Source organism: Enterobacter cloacae complex sp. 2024EL-00214, assembly GCF_043945575.1.
In the GTDB taxonomy this organism is placed as follows: domain Bacteria; phylum Pseudomonadota; class Gammaproteobacteria; order Enterobacterales; family Enterobacteriaceae; genus Enterobacter; species Enterobacter cloacae_P.
The window spans coordinates 24,394-42,753 of sequence record NZ_JBIMRC010000013.1 but is presented as its reverse complement, the minus strand read 5'-3'; the positions used below and the strand labels follow the sequence as shown (position 1 = coordinate 42,753).

Annotated in this window: 19 protein-coding genes; 12 read left to right on the top strand and 7 right to left on the bottom strand. The window is 53.2% G+C overall.

Annotated features, from left to right (window positions below; genetic code table 11):
- Positions 1–48: 48 nt before the first annotated feature.
- From ACHHZ6_RS15230 to tusE, 4 genes are all read left to right on the top strand, one after another.
- Positions 49–2,766: a TcfC E-set like domain-containing protein gene (locus ACHHZ6_RS15230; protein ID WP_182274435.1), complete on the top strand. Its 2,718-nt coding sequence runs from the start codon at positions 49–51 to the stop codon at positions 2,764–2,766.
- A gap of 1 nt (position 2,767) precedes the next feature.
- Positions 2,768–3,925, top strand: coding sequence for a CfaE/CblD family pilus tip adhesin (locus ACHHZ6_RS15225; RefSeq protein ID WP_182919731.1), 1,158 nt, complete (start codon positions 2,768–2,770; stop codon positions 3,923–3,925).
- A 10-nt stretch (positions 3,926–3,935) separates the two neighbouring features.
- Positions 3,936–4,487, top strand: coding sequence for a LuxR C-terminal-related transcriptional regulator (locus tag ACHHZ6_RS15220; RefSeq protein ID WP_182274433.1), 552 nt, complete (start codon positions 3,936–3,938; stop codon positions 4,485–4,487).
- 68 nt (positions 4,488–4,555) lie between these two features.
- Positions 4,556–4,885 (top strand): sulfurtransferase TusE, encoded by a 330-nt coding sequence (gene tusE / locus ACHHZ6_RS15215; protein WP_182274432.1) that lies wholly within the window; start codon positions 4,556–4,558, stop codon positions 4,883–4,885.
- Here tusE and yccX read toward each other — a convergent pair.
- The 3 genes from yccX to ACHHZ6_RS15200 all read right to left on the bottom strand — a co-directional run bounded on the left by yccX (position 4,882) and on the right by ACHHZ6_RS15200 (position 6,608).
- On the bottom strand, positions 4,882–5,172 hold the full coding sequence (yccX, locus tag ACHHZ6_RS15210; RefSeq protein ID WP_395122564.1) for an acylphosphatase: 291 nt from the start codon (positions 5,170–5,172) through the stop codon (positions 4,882–4,884). The genes tusE and yccX overlap by 4 nt on opposite strands.
- Positions 5,173–5,251: 79 nt before the next feature.
- On the bottom strand, positions 5,252–5,980 hold the full coding sequence (locus tag ACHHZ6_RS15205; protein WP_395122563.1) for a helix-turn-helix transcriptional regulator: 729 nt from the start codon (positions 5,978–5,980) through the stop codon (positions 5,252–5,254).
- Between the two features lie 70 nt (positions 5,981–6,050).
- Complete coding sequence (locus ACHHZ6_RS15200) at positions 6,051–6,608, bottom strand: kinase inhibitor (RefSeq protein ID WP_182274429.1); 558 nt, start codon at positions 6,606–6,608, stop codon at positions 6,051–6,053.
- 174 nt (positions 6,609–6,782) lie between these two features.
- On the opposite strand from ACHHZ6_RS15200, the gene rlmI reads away from it, so the two are divergent.
- Positions 6,783–7,973, top strand: coding sequence for a 23S rRNA (cytosine(1962)-C(5))-methyltransferase RlmI (gene rlmI / locus ACHHZ6_RS15195; RefSeq protein WP_395122561.1), 1,191 nt, complete (start codon positions 6,783–6,785; stop codon positions 7,971–7,973).
- 60 nt (positions 7,974–8,033) lie between these two features.
- The gene (hspQ, locus tag ACHHZ6_RS15190; protein WP_006809336.1) at positions 8,034–8,351 is read left to right on the top strand and encodes a heat shock protein HspQ; all 318 of its coding nucleotides are present in this window, start codon (positions 8,034–8,036) and stop codon (positions 8,349–8,351) included.
- Between the two features lie 37 nt (positions 8,352–8,388).
- Here hspQ and ACHHZ6_RS15185 read toward each other — a convergent pair whose 3' ends face one another.
- Complete coding sequence (locus ACHHZ6_RS15185) at positions 8,389–8,802, bottom strand: CoA-binding protein (RefSeq protein ID WP_182274427.1); 414 nt, start codon at positions 8,800–8,802, stop codon at positions 8,389–8,391.
- Between the two features lie 173 nt (positions 8,803–8,975).
- Between ACHHZ6_RS15185 and ACHHZ6_RS15180 the strand changes: the two genes are divergently transcribed.
- A complete protein-coding gene (locus ACHHZ6_RS15180) occupies positions 8,976–9,638 on the top strand; it encodes a DUF2057 family protein (RefSeq protein WP_182274426.1) in 663 nt (220 codons plus the stop codon).
- Between the two features lie 80 nt (positions 9,639–9,718).
- Positions 9,719–10,177, top strand: coding sequence for a methylglyoxal synthase (gene mgsA / locus ACHHZ6_RS15175; RefSeq protein ID WP_182274425.1), 459 nt, complete (start codon positions 9,719–9,721; stop codon positions 10,175–10,177).
- A 59-nt stretch (positions 10,178–10,236) separates the two neighbouring features.
- Here mgsA and helD read toward each other — a convergent pair whose 3' ends face one another.
- Positions 10,237–12,291, bottom strand: coding sequence for a DNA helicase IV (gene helD / locus ACHHZ6_RS15170; protein WP_196391111.1), 2,055 nt, complete (start codon positions 12,289–12,291; stop codon positions 10,237–10,239).
- 123 nt (positions 12,292–12,414) lie between these two features.
- On the opposite strand from helD, the gene ACHHZ6_RS15165 reads away from it, so the two are divergent.
- Both ACHHZ6_RS15165 and yccS read left to right on the top strand, forming a co-directional pair.
- A complete protein-coding gene (locus ACHHZ6_RS15165) occupies positions 12,415–12,861 on the top strand; it encodes a YccF domain-containing protein (RefSeq protein WP_182274423.1) in 447 nt (148 codons plus the stop codon).
- A gap of 19 nt (positions 12,862–12,880) precedes the next feature.
- Complete coding sequence (gene yccS, locus ACHHZ6_RS15160; RefSeq protein WP_395122559.1) at positions 12,881–15,043, top strand: YccS family putative transporter; 2,163 nt, start codon at positions 12,881–12,883, stop codon at positions 15,041–15,043.
- On the opposite strand, the gene ACHHZ6_RS15155 is transcribed toward yccS, so the two are convergent.
- A complete protein-coding gene (locus tag ACHHZ6_RS15155; RefSeq protein ID WP_182274421.1) occupies positions 15,000–15,626 on the bottom strand; it encodes a TfoX/Sxy family DNA transformation protein in 627 nt (208 codons plus the stop codon). The genes yccS and ACHHZ6_RS15155 overlap by 44 nt on opposite strands.
- Positions 15,627–15,843: 217 nt before the next feature.
- Here ACHHZ6_RS15155 and sulA point away from each other — a divergent pair, with 217 nt between their 5' ends.
- Both sulA and ompA read left to right on the top strand, forming a co-directional pair.
- On the top strand, positions 15,844–16,353 hold the full coding sequence (gene sulA, locus ACHHZ6_RS15150) for an SOS-induced cell division inhibitor SulA (RefSeq protein ID WP_395122637.1): 510 nt from the start codon (positions 15,844–15,846) through the stop codon (positions 16,351–16,353).
- A 355-nt stretch (positions 16,354–16,708) separates the two neighbouring features.
- On the top strand, positions 16,709–17,764 hold the full coding sequence (ompA, locus tag ACHHZ6_RS15145) for a porin OmpA (RefSeq protein ID WP_182919728.1): 1,056 nt from the start codon (positions 16,709–16,711) through the stop codon (positions 17,762–17,764).
- Between the two features lie 64 nt (positions 17,765–17,828).
- Here ompA and matP read toward each other — a convergent pair whose 3' ends face one another.
- Positions 17,829–18,281, bottom strand: a complete 453-nt coding sequence (matP, locus tag ACHHZ6_RS15140) for a macrodomain Ter protein MatP (protein WP_182274419.1) — start codon at positions 18,279–18,281, stop codon at positions 17,829–17,831.
- Positions 18,282–18,360: the final 79 nt, after the last annotated feature.

The window sequence follows — 18,360 nt, the reverse complement described above, 5'->3', positions numbered from 1 at the left end:
TCAGAGGGTACTCACCCTCTGACGTCAGGATGATGTCGAGGCTTGTTCATGGCGTTTCACAGAAATACTCTCCTCTTAGTTGCTTTGTTACCCGCATCTATCCAACTCGCCTGCGCTGAGATGGCCGTTCCGGCAGGGTTTGAAGACCTCGCGAAAACACAGCGCCTTTGGACAGAAGTCAACCTATACGGCGAGTCGCTTGGCCTTTTTGAAACGGATATCAATCTTGAAACGGTGAGCTTCATCGCGCCAGAAACCGTAGTCGCGGCCATCAAGCGCCAGTTTAATGACAACCCTTCCCTGATTGCCACTGTCTCTGCCGCACTGGCCGTTCCGCTTGCCCGTAACGGCAACCTGGCCTGCAGCAGCAACAGCTCAGCAACGGGATGCGATTATATTGACACTCAACACGCGGCCATTATTTATGACGAAAACAATGCCCGTATCAGCCTGTTTTTGGACAAGAAATTCCTGCCTAAACCGACAGCGGAAAACCAGTGGTATCAGCCCACGCAGGGTACAGAAAATGCGTTGATTCATCAGCAAAATATCAATTTTGTCGCCGACCGGGATTACCAGTCGGCAACGGTTCAGGGCAATGGCGCACTGGCCGTTACCCAGGATGGCTACCTGAATCTGGACTGGACCTGGCTGGGTCAACGTTCACGCCACGAGCAACAGCAGGAAATGACCGTCAATAACGCCTGGTTCCGTCAGGATTTACTGCGTCAATATTATGTGCAGTTCGGCGCGATGGATACCCGTGACCTGTTCAGCAATGCCGGGGGAAATATCACGCTCAGCCAGCTTCCACTGGGGAAAATTCGCGGCCTGCGCACGGGCTCAACGAGAGCATGGATCAATCCGGTTCAGCAGTCGAAGGGAACGCCGATCACCGTTCTGCTTTCTCATGATGCCCGCATCGACGCACGCCGGGGCAATGAGCTGCTGGCCAGTTTTTATCTCAATGCCGGGGCGCAAAACCTGGATACCCGCTCGTTCCCGGACGGGAGTTATACCGTGACGCTGTCAGTCTATGAAAATAACCGGCTGACGCGCACCGAACAGGTTCCGTTTACCCGAACGGGTATTACGCCATTTGACCGCGTCGAGTGGTTCATGCAAGCGGGAGAAACGGACAATAACGACTCACACGAACAACGCCGCGCAGTTGCACAGGCGGGTGTACGCCTGCCCGTCACACCGACGCTGGCACTGACCAGTGGCGCAACAATGATGAAAAAGCAGCGCTTTATTGAAAACGCCCTGGACTGGAGCCGTGGCTTCAATACCGGCCCCATTGACGGTGTATTGAGCACCCGGTTTAGCGGCCTCTACGGCAGCGAAGGTCAGCGCGGCAATATTCAGCAAATCAGCTACAACGACGGATTTTCACTGAGCGTCTATCGCAATGCGTTATCGGCGGACAATTGTAATACCCGCAGCACAGGATTCGACGCGGTAAACGGCTGTTATCGCAGCCTCTCGGTGATGCTCTCCGCCCCTGTCGGTGCCTGGTATGCCAGCCTTGGGTATTCGGATAACCGCAATGAAGGACGTCACGTTTCACGCCGGGAGCTGCCGGATAATGACGATCGCCACGACGCCGGTTTGCCGTGGGAGTCTGTCTATATGGCCCGCTCCCGCACGCGGGCCTGGCAGGCTGGTCTGAGCAATGCGTTTAGCGCCCGCAGCCTGAACATCAACAGCAGCATTAACCTGTTCATGCGCCAGGATGACTCCCGCGAAGGCAAGGATACAGGCGGCTACCTGAGCGTGAGTGTTTCGCTGGCGCATAACCGTCAGGGCGATGCCTCAAGCTATACCTCTCTGGGCGCAACCTGGCAGCACCAGCAGCGGGAAAAAAATCAGCTGAGCTATAACGTGGCGCATAACTGGTATACCGACGCACGCGGCGAGAATGAGTATGGTCTGAGCGCCTCGGGCATTAACGGAGATTCGCTCAACACCTCAGCCTATACGCGCCAGGGTGGACGATACGGCAACGGGAGCCTGACGATGAGCGACGCCTGGGATCGTCAGGATCAACGACATACGCTGAGCAGCAGCGGTAATTACAACTCCACCCTCGCCCTGTCGCGTTCAGGCCTGTGGCTTGGCCGCTGGAGCGACGGACGCCCTGCGTCTGCCATCGCCGTGCGGGTCGCCACGCCCGAAGATTCACAGGATCCTCGCGTCGCCGTGTCGCTGGATAACAGCGGTAGCGCGGATATTCCGGCAAACAGCCGCGCCCTCTTCGCGGTGCCGGGATATCAGCAGACCACGCTGACAATTAACGAATCGCTGAATGTCTCCCAGGGCGTCAGCAGTGAAATCACCCAGGGGTCAGGCAGCCGAACACTCTTTATGGTGCCGGGCAAAATACTCCGTCGGGACGTTCAAACGACCGCGAGCTACACCTGGCTCGGCCAACTCACCGACGAGCGTCATTCTCCGTTTATAGGCGGCGTGCCGCTGAATGTGAACGGCTGGAGCGATCTCGGCAACGGTGGGTTTAGCGCCCACAGCGATGCTCTGCTGCATAACCTTTACCTGGTGCGTCAGCAGCAGTTTTATCAGTGCGAGCTGAACGTGAAAAGTATGCGCGACGTGGTGCGTTATGTCGGATCCATCCCCTGTCGGGAATTAACCTTCTCTGCCCTGCCGGATGCCGTCCAGCAACAGGCGCAGCTGATGCTCGCCGGACGTTCGGTGCCGACTGGCCCAACCGCAATGAACGCAGAGAACTTTACCAAAGGGAAATGATGTGAATAAGTGCCTCTTTATTTTACTGTTCTTAAGCCTGTGGACCGGCCAGACGCTGGCGGGTGCCCCTGCAGGAAGAAACACCAGCGCAGAGATAAGCTACGATCGCTCGTCGCCGCCTGCACGTTTTGACATCTGGGTACATGAGCCGAGCGGCTACGACACCGCCGATCCGCAAAAATGGGGCCGCAATACCCTGACCTGCTTATCCCGCACCGACCCCACAAACGGTGCCTGTATGACCGCCCCGGTATGGTTCTCGGCGAACCCGGCCGCCCCTTATCCCATTACGCTGCGATTTACGCATGCGCTCACCAAAAAAACAGTGGATATCAAGGTGTACGGCGAACACTACATGTTTATCAACAGTAAAGTCTTTACCTTTGCCAGCTTTGTCACGGGGGGAACGGGCGATATCGCCGCATGGAACAGGGAGCCCTACTTTGATTATTACATCGTGAGAAGCGAACTGGATAAGCTCACCCTGCCTGGCATCTGGACCGCCACGCTGAAGCAGAACCTGCGTCAGTGGGGAGGTGGCAACTGCGGCGGGAACTTTAATGACGTGGATGTCGGATGTCCAGGCTATCTAACCCTCGCCAGCTGGCAGGCGACGGTGCGTATCGAGGTGGTCGATCCGGGCAATCAGCAGATTTATCTGCCTGCATTTCCGCACTCGACGCCCATTGTTAACCTCAACCTGACCAACTTTCCGGGGCGGCCCGGCGGGAGTGAGATCCAGGGTGAAAGCACAGTGGACATGTGTCTGTATGACGGCAATAACAGCGCCAGCACCCGCGCATACCTGCGGTTTGAGGACGATGGGCTCACTGCAACAGGGCGAACCGAAGGGGCATTTTCAATCCGACGCCGGGGGGGAAGCCAGACCGATCCGCGCGATCGTCTTGATTATCAGGTTCTTGTGACCAATCCGATCACCGGCGCAACAGAAACCATTGCAAACGGCAAAACGCTGGTGTGGCAAGGCACGAACGATCCGCAGTATCTGCGTCAGGTTGTGCTGCCCGGCGGTCGCGAAAGCGTGCTTTGCATCCCCGCGCCTATCATATTGAAAACGCCTTCATTTGCCGCCAGCAGCAAAAATGCGGGCGACTACACCGGCACGCTGCGCGTTATCTATACACCCAGTACGTTATAATGAGGTCACCGTGAGTTACGCCATTCTCGACAATAACCGATTTTATGCCGAAGGACTGCGCTATGCGCTGCTGCGCCGGGGCGTTCCACGACAGGTGCAAAGCGACTCCGTGCAATGGCAGCCTGGACTGCTAAACAGACGTGTTCTGGTTATTCGCTGTCGTTTTTCCGTTGCGGGAACACATCAGGCGTTGATTAATATTTTGCTCCGGCTGGAAGCTGTTCGCTGGCAAGGCAGTCTTTATCTGGTCTGTAACGAAAAAGGCTGGGCGCTAGCCACGCATCTGCGCAAACGCTTCAGCACGTTAGTGATTTACATCATTGATGACCGGATCTCCGTTGCGGATGCAGCATATTTGCTGGCAAAAGAACCTCGCCGCGTCCGCAGCCTTGACTGCTGCCTGACCGGTATCGAATTCAACGTGCTTGATTTAATGCTCACCGGGCTGACCGTGCGCCATATTGCCATCGTGACGCACATGTCCGAAAAACAGGTTTCAACGCATAAATGCAATGCCCTGAAGAAACTCAATGCCAACAACCTGCTGCAGCTGCTCCTGTAGGTCGCGGTTTATGCTCACGGCGCTTTTTTGCTACACTGCTGCCGATTATTTTCACACGACAGAAGATTATGTTCATTTTTGCAGGTCAGGAAATTGAGACGGATAACGACGGTTATCTGAAAGAGAGCAGCCAGTGGAGCGAACCGCTGGCGGAGAAAATTGCGGAAAACGAAGGCATTACCCTTTCCCCTGAACACTGGGAAGTGGTGCGTTTCGTTCGTGAATTCTATCTTGAATTCAACACCTCTCCGGCTATCCGCATGCTGGTCAAGGCGATGGCGAACAAATTTGGTGAAGAGAAAGGCAACAGCCGCTACCTGTATCGTTTGTTCCCAAAAGGCCCGGCAAAACAGGCGACCAAAATCGCCGGCCTGCCAAAACCGGTGAAATGCATTTAATAGCGAATACCAAAGTTGACGTATTCCCTGCCGGGTTGATACGGTTCGGTTAACACCTTATCAACCCGTGCGCTACGCGGCCCGCCCGCTTTCAGCCACGCCACCAGCTTCTCAAGCTGCTCCGCTTCACCACAGGCGACCACCTCCACGCTGCCGTCATCCATATTACGAGCGTACCCCGAGAGCCCAAGCTGAACCGCCTCACGCTGCGTGCTGTAGCGGAAACCGACGCCCTGGACGTTGCCGTGAACCCAACATCTGACACAATGACAAGGATCTTTTTCCATTATAAGTACCTCAAATCTGATAGCTTAAGTAAGCTTAGTACTCAACCGTTACTCTCTCACAAGCCACGTGCGGACATTATTAACGCAACGTTTTGGGTAAACAGCCGTAATGCTGTCGGAAACGAGCAGTAAAACGGGAGCTGGAAAGATACCCGCATTGTATTGCGATTTCACCGATGGGCAATCGGGTAGACTGCAACTGCGACAGTGCTACGGACATCCGAACCTCCTCCACGATTTGCCGAAAACTTTGCGATTCCTCGCGTAATCGCCTGCGTAACGTCGGCACGCTTAATGCCAGGCGGCTGGCGACATCCTGTGCGGTCCATGACCTGCCGGGAGACAGCATGATGAACTGCCGCACCTGCTCTGTCAGGTTAACATTTCGCTCAATGAGAAGCGGTCCTGCGACGCCATCATGCATTAACGCCAGCAAGAGGCCGAAAGCCTGATGTTTTTGCAACTCTTCCGGTAAATCATGGCGCACAGCGTGCAGCAAGGTATCCCACATAAAGGCCAACCCTTCGCTCAGCGGCGCACATAAAGAGTTTAGCGTTGTACGCGGCCAGGATTTCAGATGACGCGTTTTAAATTCCGCGATGATCTCGGGTGACAACATCAACAGGTCTGAATGAAATAATCCCTGCGCAGGCTGATTAATAATCTCCATTGGCGTATTTGCCGGAATAATGATTAATTCATCGGACGTTGCAACGTTGCGGCTCTCGTCCTGAATAATGACCTTGCTTCCATGCGTAATATGGCAGATAGCCGGATAAAATAGTTTTACATGATGCAGACGATGCATTTTTCTGGCACTCACCTCACCAGCGGTCAAATGTTTGTGTTGAAAATGAAAGTCCTGCACCGTGCCACCTTTATCTTCCGTATGTTGCGGTTAATTGTGCTTTTTCCAGGGCGTGGCTGTTAAGCATAAAGCCGACCAATGCACCACTGGCATTTTTATCAACAGGGAGTTTATCCGCATCCAGGGCCCAGACGGTAAACTGGTAACGGTGAGGTTTGTCTCCTTCAGGTGGACATGCCCCCCCAAATCCAGAATAACCGAAATCATTCCGTCCCTGCACAGCCCCGGCAGGTAATTTCTCGTTATTCTGGTTCCCTGCCCCCGCAGGAAGATTCAGCGTTTGCACCGGAATATTGACCACTGTCCAGTGCCACCAACCGCTTCCGGTTGGCGCATCCGGATCAAATACCGTAATAGCAAAACTTTTCGTACCTGATGGCGGATTTTTCCATTCAAGTTGCGGAGATTCGTTGCCTCCATGACAGCCAAATCCCTCAAAAACCTGATGTTGCGTTAATTGATGGCCGCCGGGAATATCCCGGCTACTGATGCTGAAAGATGATGCGGCTGAAACATTAACACTCATAATGGTCAGGGCACTTACTGCTATTGCAACGCGCTTTTTCATTTGTGTTTCCTTTGGTGAGCGGGAAGCAACAATGTAAAGCCCGTTGCGATTTTGTAGTGTGCCTAAGCGATTTTATTTTGTGCCGAAACGCTCACAGGTATCCGCAGATGATTGCGTCTTACCTTCTGTGCTAATCTACGCGCCATTTCATTGGAATCGACAGAATAGCAAATTATGAGTGTACGTTTAGTGTTAGCCAAAGGGCGTGAGAAGTCATTACTGCGCCGCCATCCCTGGGTCTTCTCCGGCGCGGTTGCCCGTATGGAAGGCAAAGCCAGCCTCGGTGAAACCATCGATATCGTTGACCATCAGGGGAAATGGTTAGCGCGTGGCGCATACTCACCTGCGTCCCAGATCCGCGCTCGCGTCTGGACGTTCGATAAAGATGAAACCATTGACATCGACTTCTTTGTCCGCCGCCTGCAGCAAGCTCAGCAGTGGCGTGAATGGCTGGCAAAACGTGACGGTCTGGACAGCTATCGCCTGATTGCCGGTGAGTCCGACGGCTTGCCTGGCGTGACCATTGACCGCTTTGGCAACTTCCTGGTGCTGCAACTCCTGAGCGCAGGTGCAGAATACCAGCGTGCCGCGCTGATTAGCGCCCTGCAATCGCTGTTCCCGGAATGCGCTATTTACGACCGCAGTGACGTGGCCGTGCGTAAAAAAGAGGGAATGGAGCTGACTCAGGGCCCAGTGACGGGCGAAATGCCGCCAGCCCTGCTGCCTATCGAAGAACACGGCATGAAGCTGTTGGTCGATATTCAGGGTGGCCATAAAACGGGCTATTACCTCGATCAGCGCGACAGCCGCCTGGCGACCCGCCAGTACGTTGCCGACAAACGCGTGCTGAACTGCTTCTCCTACACCGGCGGTTTTGCGGTATCGGCCCTGATGGGCGGTTGCCGTCAGGTGGTCAGCGTGGATACGTCGCAGGAAGCACTGGATGTGGCGAAACAGAACGTTGAGCTGAACAAGCTGGATCTCAGCAAAGCTGAATTTATTCGCGATGACGTTTTCAAACTGCTGCGCAAATACCGCGATCAGGGAGAGAAATTCGACGTTATCGTTATGGATCCACCAAAATTTGTGGAAAACAAAAGCCAGCTGATGGGCGCGTGCCGAGGATATAAAGACATCAACATGCTGGCTATCCAGCTGCTGAACCCGGGCGGCGTGTTGCTCACCTTCTCCTGCTCTGGCCTGATGACCACAGATTTATTTCAGAAAATCATCGCCGATGCCGCAATAGATGCTGGTCGTGATGTACAATTTATAGAGCAGTTCCGTCAGGCCGCCGATCATCCGGTGATCGCTACCTACCCGGAAGGGCTGTATCTGAAAGGGTTTGCCTGTCGCGTCATGTAACTTGAAAAGAGAAATATTGCCCACACATAGTGTGTAAGTAATGTTTCCCGGGAGGTGACTATGATTGCCAGCAAATTCGGTATCGGCCAACAGGTCCGCCACACCTTGCTTGGATATTTGGGTGTGGTCGTGGATATCGACCCGGAGTATTCCCTTGATGAACCGTCAGCGGATGAGCTGGCGGTTGACGCAGAGCTTCGCGCCGCGCCCTGGTACCATGTGGTCATGGAAGGCGATGATGGACAACCCGTCCATACCTATCTTGCCGAAGCGCAGCTGAGCGGTGAACTGCAGGATGAGCATCCGGAACAACCCACGATGGACGAACTTGCTCAGACTATCCGTAAACAGCTACAGGCTCCTCGCCTGCGGAACTAAGCGTATAAAAAAGCCCGGTCACGGGCTTTTTTTATTGTTATTTTGCCAGCCCCAGTCGGGGGATCTCAATCGCCGGGCATCGGTCCATCACCACCGCCAGCCCAGCCTCACGCGCCAGCACCGCGGCCTGCTCGTTAATGACACCCAGTTGCATCCACAGCGTTTTTGCACCAATGGCAATGGCCTCCTGGGCAACGCCCCATGCAGCCTCGGAATTACGGAAAACATCCACCATATCCACTTTTTCCGGTATGTCATTTAGCGTGGCATATCCCGGCTGGCCCAGCAGCGTTTTACCGGCAACTTTCGGCGAAACAGGGATAACATGGTAGCCCTGATCGAGAAGGTATTTCATCACCCGATAGCTTGGACGATCGGGTTTATCACTCGCCCCCACCAGCGCAATTGTGCGCGTAGACGTCAAAATCCCGGCAATATCGTTCTCTTTCATGGTCTTTCTCCTGGCTTTTTTCAAAGTGTACGTCAAACCGGACATCTCAACCATCCATCCCACACAGATGTATGAGGGCAAAACGGTGGAATATGTCTATATGTTAGTAAACATGATTATCGAAAAATTTAGATACATTATTACGATGAAAGTAATTTCAACAGGAGCACCCTATGAAAATCGGTATTGCCTCTGCTGTGATTGCGTTAGTAATGCCGGTTTGCGTCTTTGCAACCACGCTGCGGCTTTCTACCGACATTGATCTGCTGGTGCTGGACGGTAAAAAAGTTTCCAGTTCATTACTGCGCGGTGCAGACAGCATCGAACTTGATAACGGGCCACATCAGGTGGTATTTCGGGTAGAAAAAACGATCCGCCTTACTAATCATGAACAGAGTACGTACATCTCCCCACCGCTGATTGTCAGCTTTAACACCCAGCGAATCAGCCAGGTTAATTTTAACCTGCCGCGCCTTGAAACCGAAAAAGAGTCTGCGGCCTTTGATTCCTCACCGCGCATTGAGTTGCTGGATGGGGATTCGATGCCGATCCCGGTCAAGCTGGATATTCTGGCGTTAACGAAATCACCGAAGGACACAAATTACGAAGCCGATACGGAAATTTATAACAAAGCTGGTAAACGCGCTTCTCTTCCCCAGTTTGCAACCATGATGGCAGACGACAGTACATTGTTATCCGGGGTATCGGAGCTGGATGTTATTCCTCCTCAGTCCCAGACGCTTACGGAGCAACGTTTAAAATTCTGGTTCCAGCAGGCCGACCCCGATACGCGGGCCCGCTTTTTACAGTGGGCGAAGCAACAGCCTTCGTCGTAAGCCACATTTTTTTCTCCTCCCTCTTGCAGCAAAAGGCGGTTCCCGTCATCGTGTAGCCAGTTAACCCGACGGACGAGATTATGGAACTGACAACACGCACGCTCCCGGAACGCAAACACATTGCCCTGGTTGCGCACGATCACTGTAAACAAATGCTGCTCAACTGGGTTCGCCGCCATCAGCCATTGCTGGAAAAGCACGTCCTTTCGGCAACAGGCACCACCGGTAACCTGATTCACCGCGAAACGGGTCTGGAAGTCAATGCCATGCTGAGCGGCCCAATGGGTGGCGATCAACAAGTTGGCGCACAGATTTCGGAAGGAAAAATTGATGTTCTGATTTTCTTCTGGGATCCGCTGAATGCGGTTCCGCACGACCCGGATGTAAAGGCGCTGCTGCGTCTTGCCACGGTGTGGAATATTCCGGTGGCGACAAACCTGTCCACGGCAGATTTCATCATTGAGTCGCCGCAGTTCAACTCACCGGTTGAGATCCTGATCCCGGATTATCCGCGCTATCTGGCTGAAAGATTGAAGTAAACGGTATTGCCGGGTGACGGTTTCGCCTTGCCCGGCCTACAAAAACCCGCCCTTTTGCCTTACGGCTTCCTCGCCAGCGGCACATCAATACTCTTCAGAATATCAACAAACGTTGATGGCTCATCTTTACTGAACAGCAGCCACACGCGATGACGTGCGCGGGTTAGCGCTACATACAGAAGACGGCGCTCCTCCGCATCCGGGAAATCTTCCGGTGCTGGCAGTAACGCCTGCTCCATTACCGATTCGCGGGCCGGGGCCGGAAAACCGTCGCTGCCCTCTTTTAGCCCTGCCACAATCACATAATCGGCCTGCTGTCCTTTGCTGGCGTGGATGGTCATAAAATCGAGCTTCAGCTTCGGCCAGCGGGTGGCGGCTTTTTCCAGCGCGGCCGGTTTAAGATGGTGATAACGCGCCAGCACCAGAATACGTTCATCAGGCTTTGCATAGCCGCTGAGTTTGTCCAGAAGCGACTCCAGCTGGTCGTCTGCCAGCAGGGTGACTGCTTTTTTATCCCCTGGCGTGAGGCTATTAAGCGGCTTGGCCAACTGGTGGGGGTTTTGCTGAATAAAGCGGTTGGCAATTTCACCAATTCGGGAATTGAAACGGTAGGTCGTGTCCAGATCGCTGCGATCGCCTTCACCAAAATAGTGGTGGAATGCCGTCGTAAGTGAGAGCTGTGCGCCGCTGAAGCGATAGATAGCCTGCCAGTCATCGCCCACGGCAAACAGCGACGTATGCTTATTTTGCGCCCGTAACGCCGCCAGTAGTGCAGCACGTTGCGGAGAGATGTCCTGGAATTCATCCACAAGGATATGTTTCCACGGACTCACAAAGCGCCCTTTTTCCAGAATAATAATGGCCTGGTGAATCAAACCAGAGAAATCGACGGCATTTTCGTCTTTTAACGCCGTTTTCCAGGCTTTCAGCAACGGTGCCATTAATTTGACGCGCTTTGAAAACACGGCGCGGATCGCCTCCGGTGCGCTTTCAATCATCTCCGCCTGAGAGCCGCCGTGCATACGCATCAGGCTCACCCAGCGTTCGAGGCGCGAGCCCAGTCGGCGTGCCAGTTTTTCATCCTGCCAGAAGCTGCCCTCCGGGACATCCCAGAGCAGTTCCTCCTCCAGCCACTGACGCCACCCCTTTGCCTGCGCCTTTTTTTCACTGCACTGCTGCCGCCACGTTTTAATAAATAACGCCTGGCGCGCCTGGGTGTCATTTTCCAGTTTGCTGATGGACGGTACTTTTTTGCTGCCCTGCTGGATAATATGCAGCGCAAGGGCATGGAACGTTCTGGCGGTGATATCCTGCGTGTGCAGACGTTCCTGAATACGTTCGTCCATCTCCTGCGCCGCCTTGCGGCCAAATGCCAGGAGTAAAATCTGATCGGCAACGGCTTCACCGGTTGTCAAAAGCCAACCCGCACGTGCCACCAGCACCGACGTTTTGCCGCTCCCGGCTCCTGCCAGTACCAACAACGATTGTTCGCCATTCACCACGGCACGCGCCTGCGCGGGATTGAGCGGCGACGATTCGATGGTGCTGAAGAAATCGGCATACTGGCTGAGCATGGCGTTAGTCCACGCCTGGTTATGCGCCAGCCGGCTTTTATCAATATCGCTCAACCAGGCCTGACACTGTTGCCAGGCGTCACGGCAGTTTTCAAACTCATTAAGACGCGTCACAGGTAACGGCAGCGCCGTGAGCGCCTGCCTGATCTTTTGCTGCAATCCGGCAGTTTGCTGGCGGGTCAGCCACTTTTGTTGCTCGTTACTCTGTGCAATGTCGTCCAGAACCTGCTGCAGCACCTGGGCTGCAATAACGCTCATGTCATGGCTCCACTGCTGCCAGAGCGTATTCAGATGATGGTGGAAGCGCTGGGTTTCTGCCCACTCGGTGCCGTGGAGGCGCACGACTTTATCGGCAGGCAAAACAAACTCCAGCTCCCCCCACACCAGCCCGCGTTTGCAATGGATCGCCAGAAGCTGGTTAAACGGAATGAGATATTCGTGGCGTTCACCGGAGACTTTCACTCCCGCATTCAGGAGGACCACCTTGTCATATGGGTGTTGCGCCAGGCGTTTGCCTAATGAAGTTGCTTTCAGTTCCATGTCCAGCTAAATCCACGAAGAGATAATTTACCTGACAGTTTAACTGCCAGTTTTAAGGTGCTCCAGCCTAAAAAAACGTTACAATCAGTGGGCGTTAATCATATCGAAAGGAACTGAGGGTTTATGCGTACCGTTCTGAATGTTTTGAATTTTGTGCTGGGCGGTTTTGCCACCACCCTTTCCTGGCTTTTTGCCACGCTGGTAAGCATCGTATTTATTTTTACACTCCCGCTGACCCGCTCCTGCTGGGAAATCACCAAACTCTCATTTATTCCTTATGGGAATGAGGCTGTCCACGTAGACGAACTGAACCCGGAGGGGAAAAACGCGCTGATGAACACGGGCGGCACCGTGCTGAACGTTTTGTGGCTGGTTTTCTTCGGCTGGTGGTTATGCCTGATGCATATTTTTGCGGGTATTGCACAGTGCGTGACAATTATTGGTATTCCGGTGGGGATCGCGAACTTTAAGATCGCCGCCATTGCCCTGTGGCCCGTCGGGCGCAGAGTCGTTCCGGTAGAAGTGGCACAGGCAGCGCGTGAAGCGAATGCGCGTCGTCGTTTTCAGTAAATAAGGACTGGCCGCGCTCATGCTAAGCCCACTGCTTCGCCGTTACACCTGGAACAGCACCTGGCTTTACAACGTCAGGATTTTTATCGCACTTTGTGGCACCGTTGCGCTGCCGTGGTGGCTGGATGACGTTAAGCTCACCATTCCACTCACGCTGGGGGTCGTGGCGGGAGCGCTGGCAGACCTTGACGACCGGCTGGCCGGGCGTCTGCGTAACCTGGTTATCACCCTTGTTTGTTTCTTCATTGCCTCCGCCTCCGTTGAACTGCTGTTTCCGTGGCCCTGGCTGTTTGCCTTAGGCCTTACGCTTTCAACCAGTGGGTTTATTTTGCTTGGCGGTCTTGGGCAGCGCTATGCCACTATCGCGTTTGGTGCCTTGCTGATTGCCATTTACACGATGCTGGGTGTTTCACTTTACGAGCAGTGGTACCAGCAACCTATTCTGCTGTTGCTGGGTGCTATCTGGTATAACCTGCTGACGTTAACCGGGCATCTCATCTTTCCGGTTCGCGCTCTGCAGGATAACCTCGCCCGCAGCTATGAGCAGTTGGCCCACTACCTCGAACTAAAATCCAGGCTGTTTGACCCGGATATTGAAGAGGAAAGCCAGGCACCGCTTTACGATCTGGCGCTGGCAAACGGCCAACTGGTTGCCACCTTAAACCAGACCAAAGCCTCATTGCTTACCCGCCTGCGCGGCGATCGCGGCCAGCGCGGCACACGAAGAACGCTACACTACTACTTTGCCGCCCAGGATATTCATGAACGTGCCAGTTCCTCACACGTTCAGTATGCCGCCCTGCGCGAGAAGTTCCGCTACAGTGACGTGATGTTCCGCTTCCAGCGCTTACTGTCCATGCAGTCTCAGGCCTGCCAACAGCTGGCGCGCTCCATTTTGCTGCGTACCCCCTATCAGCATGACCCCCGTTTTGAACGTGCGTTTAACCATCTTGATGCAGCAATCGATCGCGTACAGGCCAGCGGAACCTCGCCAGAACATATCAAAGCACTGGGTTTTCTACTCAATAACCTACGGGCAATTGATGCCCAGCTGGCAACCATTGAGTCCGAGCAGGCGATGGCCCTGGCGGGTAATGATGCGGAAAATCAGCTTGCTGATGACAGCGTTCACAGCTTTAGTGACATGTGGTTACGGCTGAGCCGCAACTTTACGCCGGAATCAGCACTCTTTCGCCATGCGGTGAGGATGTCGCTGGTGCTGTGCGTGGGGTATGCGTTTATCCAGATAACCGGGTTACAGCACGGTTACTGGATCCTGCTCACCAGTCTGTTTGTTTGCCAGCCAAACTATAATGCCACCCGACACCGTCTTGCGCTGCGTATTATTGGTACGCTGGTGGGTGTCGCTATCGGGCTGCCGGTGCTGTGGTTCGTGCCTTCCGTTGAGGGGCAGCTTATCCTGATAGTGATCACCGGTGTGCTGTTCTTCGCCTTTCGTAATGTGCAGTACGCCCATGCCACCATGTTCATCACGCTGCTGGTATTACTGTGCTTTAACCTGTTGGGTGAAGGGTTTGAAGTTGCCCTGCCCCGCGTGCTCGATACGCTGATTGGCTGTGCTATCGCCTGGGCGGCGGTCAGCTTTATTTGGCCTGACTGGCGTTTTCGTAATTTACCGCGCGTGTCAGACAGGGCGATGAATGCAAACTGCCGCTACCTCGATGCCATCCTTGAGCAATACCACCAGGGGCGCGATAACCGACTGGCTTACCGTATCGCCCGCCGCGATGCGCATAACAGCGATGCTGAACTCGCCTCGGTGGTCTCTAACATGTCAACGGAACCTCACGCCACGGCAGAAATTCGCGAAACGGCATTCCGCATGCTCTGCCTGAACCATACTTTTACCAGCTACATTTCTACGCTGGGCGCTCACCGCGAGAAACTGACAAACCCGGGTATTCTCGCCCTGCTGGATGATGCCGTCTGCTATGTAGATGATGCACTTCATCATCTACCTGCCGATGAACCACGGGTTCAACAGGCGCTGGATGAACTGTCTCAACGCATTGCGCATCTTGACCCGGGTAGCGACAGCAAAGCACCGCTGGTTCTTCAGCAGATTGGCCTGCTTATTGCCCTGCTGCCTGAAATTTGCCGACTGCAACAGCAAATCGCTACCTGGAGGAGTGATTCTCCTGTGGCTCAGGCAACGCATTAAACCACTCCGTCAGCTCCCGGCGAATGACCGCCGGGAGCGCCGCCTCATGCATACCGGTGATCGCTCCTTCAAGCGCAAACAGGACTTTCACACTCAGATCTTTGTTTTTCATCCGGATCTTCAGCCAGCTGGCTCTGGCTCCCAACGCTCGTAGCGTTTCCTCATTTGTAATACCGGCTTCGAAGAGCAGAACTTCAAGCTGGAACGTCAGGTTTGGCAGATCCTTAAGACGGTGGCGCTGGTGACGCTGGGAGCGCTCTTTTCTTGCCGCATCGAGTGCAAAAGAGGAAAGCTGAAGCAGCCGTTCTCTGTCCTGCCAGAGTCCGTCATCGACACGATAATAGTTGAGAAGCACCGGACGCCCCCGTTTCATTAACGTCAAAAAAGAAGAGGTGTGTTTTACACAGTACTTAGCACTTTGTTCACAGGCCCGAAGGTAAAGCTCACCCTCTGAAACCATCGCGAAGACGGCATCATCCACGGCAAGGGTATACCCACCGAAAAGTGCACGATGATGAATTTCACCTAATGGGGAGAGGTATTCCTGCGATCTATAAATCCGATCATAAGATATCTTTTTCATGATATTTCCCTTAAAAATCATAAAATAACAACGAAATTTCTTACTAGCGGATCCGTTAGCAGAAAAATAGGCAACTTATTGCCGTTGAGCAAGATGATTTTTCCGGACACGCCAAGAATGAATGAATTTTGCGAGTCGCTTTCCGAAAATGAGGTTGATCTTTATGCATACAGGGGTTACTGTATATTCATACAGTAACCACAGGGCTGGAATGAATATGTACACTTCAGGCTACGCAAATCGCTCAACATCTCTTTCTTCTACCGCAGGCAATGTCGCGCAGAATTCCGTCGGGCGCGTTTCGACAGGGCTTATCAGTGAAGTGGTTTATCGTGAAGACCAGCCTTTGTTGACTCAACTGTTGTTACTGCCGTTATTACAACAACTTGGCCAGCAATCACGCTGGCAGCTCTGGCTGACGCCGCAACAAAAACTGAGCCGGGAATGGGTTCAGTCCGCTGGCCTGCCGTTGGCGAAGGTCATGCAAATTAATCAACTCTCCCCTTGTGATACGGTTGAGTCGATGATCCGTGCATTACGCACCGGGAATTACAGCGTCGTGATTGGGTGGTTATCAGACGAATTGACGGAAGAGGAACATTTCCGACTGACTGAAGCGGCAAAAGAAGGGAATGCGATCGGGTTTATCATGCGTCCGGTTCGACCAGATTCTCACCGCAGAGGACAACTTTCCGGGCTAAAAATTCACTCAAATTTGTATCATTGAGTAAATTTAAGAGTTTTCCTGGAATTTTTTTCGACACCCGAATGAGGATTTAGTTCCAGAAGCTAAATCTGCGGAAAGGCTTGTCTGGTGCGGTTCTCCTTAATTTTATTGCACAATATCCGTTCAAAAAATGTTAAATAATGACTACACGGAACTTTTTTTTTCATATGCCTGACGGACTTCACACTTGTAAGTTTTCAGCGACGTTGTAGACTTTACATCGCCAGGGGTGCTCGGCCTAAACCGAAGATATCGGTAGATTTATATTTGACCACGCCCCCCGGTGAAGGATTTAACCGTGATTTCTCGAATGAGATTTACATGGCGAATTTTGGATGATAACGAGGCGCAAAAAATGAAAAAGACAGCTATCGCGATTGCAGTGGCACTGGCTGGCTTCGCTACCGTAGCGCAGGCCGCTCCGAAAGATAATACCTGGTATGCAGGTGGTAAACTGGGCTGGTCTCAGTTCCATGATACTGGCTGGTACAACAGCAAACTGAACAACGATGGCCCGACTCACGAGAGCCAGCTTGGTGCAGGTGCGTTCGGTGGCTATCAGGTTAACCCGTATGTTGGTTTTGAAATGGGTTACGACTGGTTAGGTCGTATGCCATACAAAGGCGACACCGTAAACGGCGCTTTCAAAGCACAGGGCGTACAGCTGACCGCTAAACTGGGTTACCCAGTAACTGACGATCTGGACGTGTACACCCGTCTGGGCGGCATGGTATGGCGCGCTGACTCCAGCAACAGCGAAATCGGCAGCGATCACGACACAGGTGTTTCCCCAGTATTCGCTGGTGGTGTTGAGTGGGCTGTTACCCGTGACATCGCTACCCGTCTGGAATACCAGTGGGTTAACAACATCGGCGACGCTAACACCGTTGGTGTTCGTCCTGACAACGGCATGCTGAGCGTAGGTGTTTCCTACCGTTTCGGCCAGCAGGAAGAAGCAGCACCAGTTGTTGCTCCAGCGCCGGCTCCAGCTCCAGAAGTACAGACTAAGCACTTCACTCTGAAGTCTGACGTTCTGTTCAACTTCAACAAAGCGACCCTGAAACCAGAAGGTCAGCAGGCACTGAATCAGCTGTACTCCCAGCTGAGCAACCTGGATCCTAAAGACGGTTCTGTAGTGGTTCTGGGCTTCACCGACCGTATCGGTTCTGACGCTTACAACCAGAAACTGTCTGAGAAACGTGCTCAGTCTGTTGTTGATTACCTGATCTCTAAAGGTATCCCAGCTAACAAGATCTCCCCACGTGGTATGGGCGAATCTCACCCAGTTACTGGCAACACCTGTGACAACGTGAAAGCTCGCGCTGCACTGATCGACTGCCTGGCTCCAGATCGTCGCGTAGAGATCGAAGTTAAAGGCATCAAAGACGTTGTAGCTCAGCCAGCGGCATAAGTTATCGTCTTATAAAAAAACCCCGCAATGCGGGGTTTTTTATTGCCAGAAGAAACGCAAAAAGTTACTTTTTGCCGAGCAGAGCCTGAAGATCACTCTTCAGCGTCGACATTTGGCTGGCATACTTCTCTTTATGCTCGGCATCTTCAATTAGCTGTACTACCGTTTCCGACAATGTTTTTCCACGCCTTTGTGCAAGCCCCGCCAGGCGCTGCCAGACAATGAATTCCAGGTCGATTGATTTTTTGCGGGTGTGCTGGTGCTCAGCATTGAAATGCCGTTTTCGACGCGCACGGATAGTTTGCTTCATCCGGTTTAACAGTGCCGGATTGATGTGTTTCGCTATCCAGCCGTTCACCTGTACCGGTTCATTTTCGAGGGTCAGCAAAATATCCACGGCGTCTTGCGCTGCGCTGGCTTCGATGTAGCAGGTGATCAGCTCCCCTTCACGGTGCTTTTTGACCAGGTACTTCCATTTCCAGCCGCTTTCGAGATTTTCCAGTTGTTGATATTTCATTGCGATCTCAGTGTTACCACGTAACTCTGTTCAGAATATCAGTTTTTTAGCAATCTGCTGAAAAGAAATCATATCCTGT

What these genes read in the sequence shown, in the direction of transcription:
- ACHHZ6_RS15205 (WP_395122563.1), bottom strand. Translation starts at nt 5,980, where the DNA reads ATGCATCGTCTGCATCATGTAAAACTATTTTATCCGGCTATCTGCCAT.
- yccS (WP_395122559.1), top strand. Translation starts at nt 12,881, where the DNA reads ATGCTAAGCCCACTGCTTCGCCGTTACACCTGGAACAGCACCTGGCTT.
- ACHHZ6_RS15230 (WP_182274435.1), top strand. Translation starts at nt 49, where the DNA reads ATGGCGTTTCACAGAAATACTCTCCTCTTAGTTGCTTTGTTACCCGCA.
- tusE (WP_182274432.1), top strand. Translation starts at nt 4,556, where the DNA reads ATGTTCATTTTTGCAGGTCAGGAAATTGAGACGGATAACGACGGTTAT.
- sulA (WP_395122637.1), top strand. Translation starts at nt 15,844, where the DNA reads ATGTACACTTCAGGCTACGCAAATCGCTCAACATCTCTTTCTTCTACC.
- hspQ (WP_006809336.1), top strand. Translation starts at nt 8,034, where the DNA reads ATGATTGCCAGCAAATTCGGTATCGGCCAACAGGTCCGCCACACCTTG.
- rlmI (WP_395122561.1), top strand. Translation starts at nt 6,783, where the DNA reads ATGAGTGTACGTTTAGTGTTAGCCAAAGGGCGTGAGAAGTCATTACTG.
- ompA (WP_182919728.1), top strand. Translation starts at nt 16,709, where the DNA reads ATGAAAAAGACAGCTATCGCGATTGCAGTGGCACTGGCTGGCTTCGCT.
- ACHHZ6_RS15200 (WP_182274429.1), bottom strand. Translation starts at nt 6,608, where the DNA reads ATGAAAAAGCGCGTTGCAATAGCAGTAAGTGCCCTGACCATTATGAGT.
- helD (WP_196391111.1), bottom strand. Translation starts at nt 12,291, where the DNA reads ATGGAACTGAAAGCAACTTCATTAGGCAAACGCCTGGCGCAACACCCA.
- ACHHZ6_RS15155 (WP_182274421.1), bottom strand. Translation starts at nt 15,626, where the DNA reads ATGAAAAAGATATCTTATGATCGGATTTATAGATCGCAGGAATACCTC.
- ACHHZ6_RS15180 (WP_182274426.1), top strand. Translation starts at nt 8,976, where the DNA reads ATGAAAATCGGTATTGCCTCTGCTGTGATTGCGTTAGTAATGCCGGTT.
- ACHHZ6_RS15165 (WP_182274423.1), top strand. Translation starts at nt 12,415, where the DNA reads ATGCGTACCGTTCTGAATGTTTTGAATTTTGTGCTGGGCGGTTTTGCC.
- mgsA (WP_182274425.1), top strand. Translation starts at nt 9,719, where the DNA reads ATGGAACTGACAACACGCACGCTCCCGGAACGCAAACACATTGCCCTG.
- yccX (WP_395122564.1), bottom strand. Translation starts at nt 5,172, where the DNA reads ATGGAAAAAGATCCTTGTCATTGTGTCAGATGTTGGGTTCACGGCAAC.
- matP (WP_182274419.1), bottom strand. Translation starts at nt 18,281, where the DNA reads ATGAAATATCAACAACTGGAAAATCTCGAAAGCGGCTGGAAATGGAAG.
- ACHHZ6_RS15185 (WP_182274427.1), bottom strand. Translation starts at nt 8,802, where the DNA reads ATGAAAGAGAACGATATTGCCGGGATTTTGACGTCTACGCGCACAATT.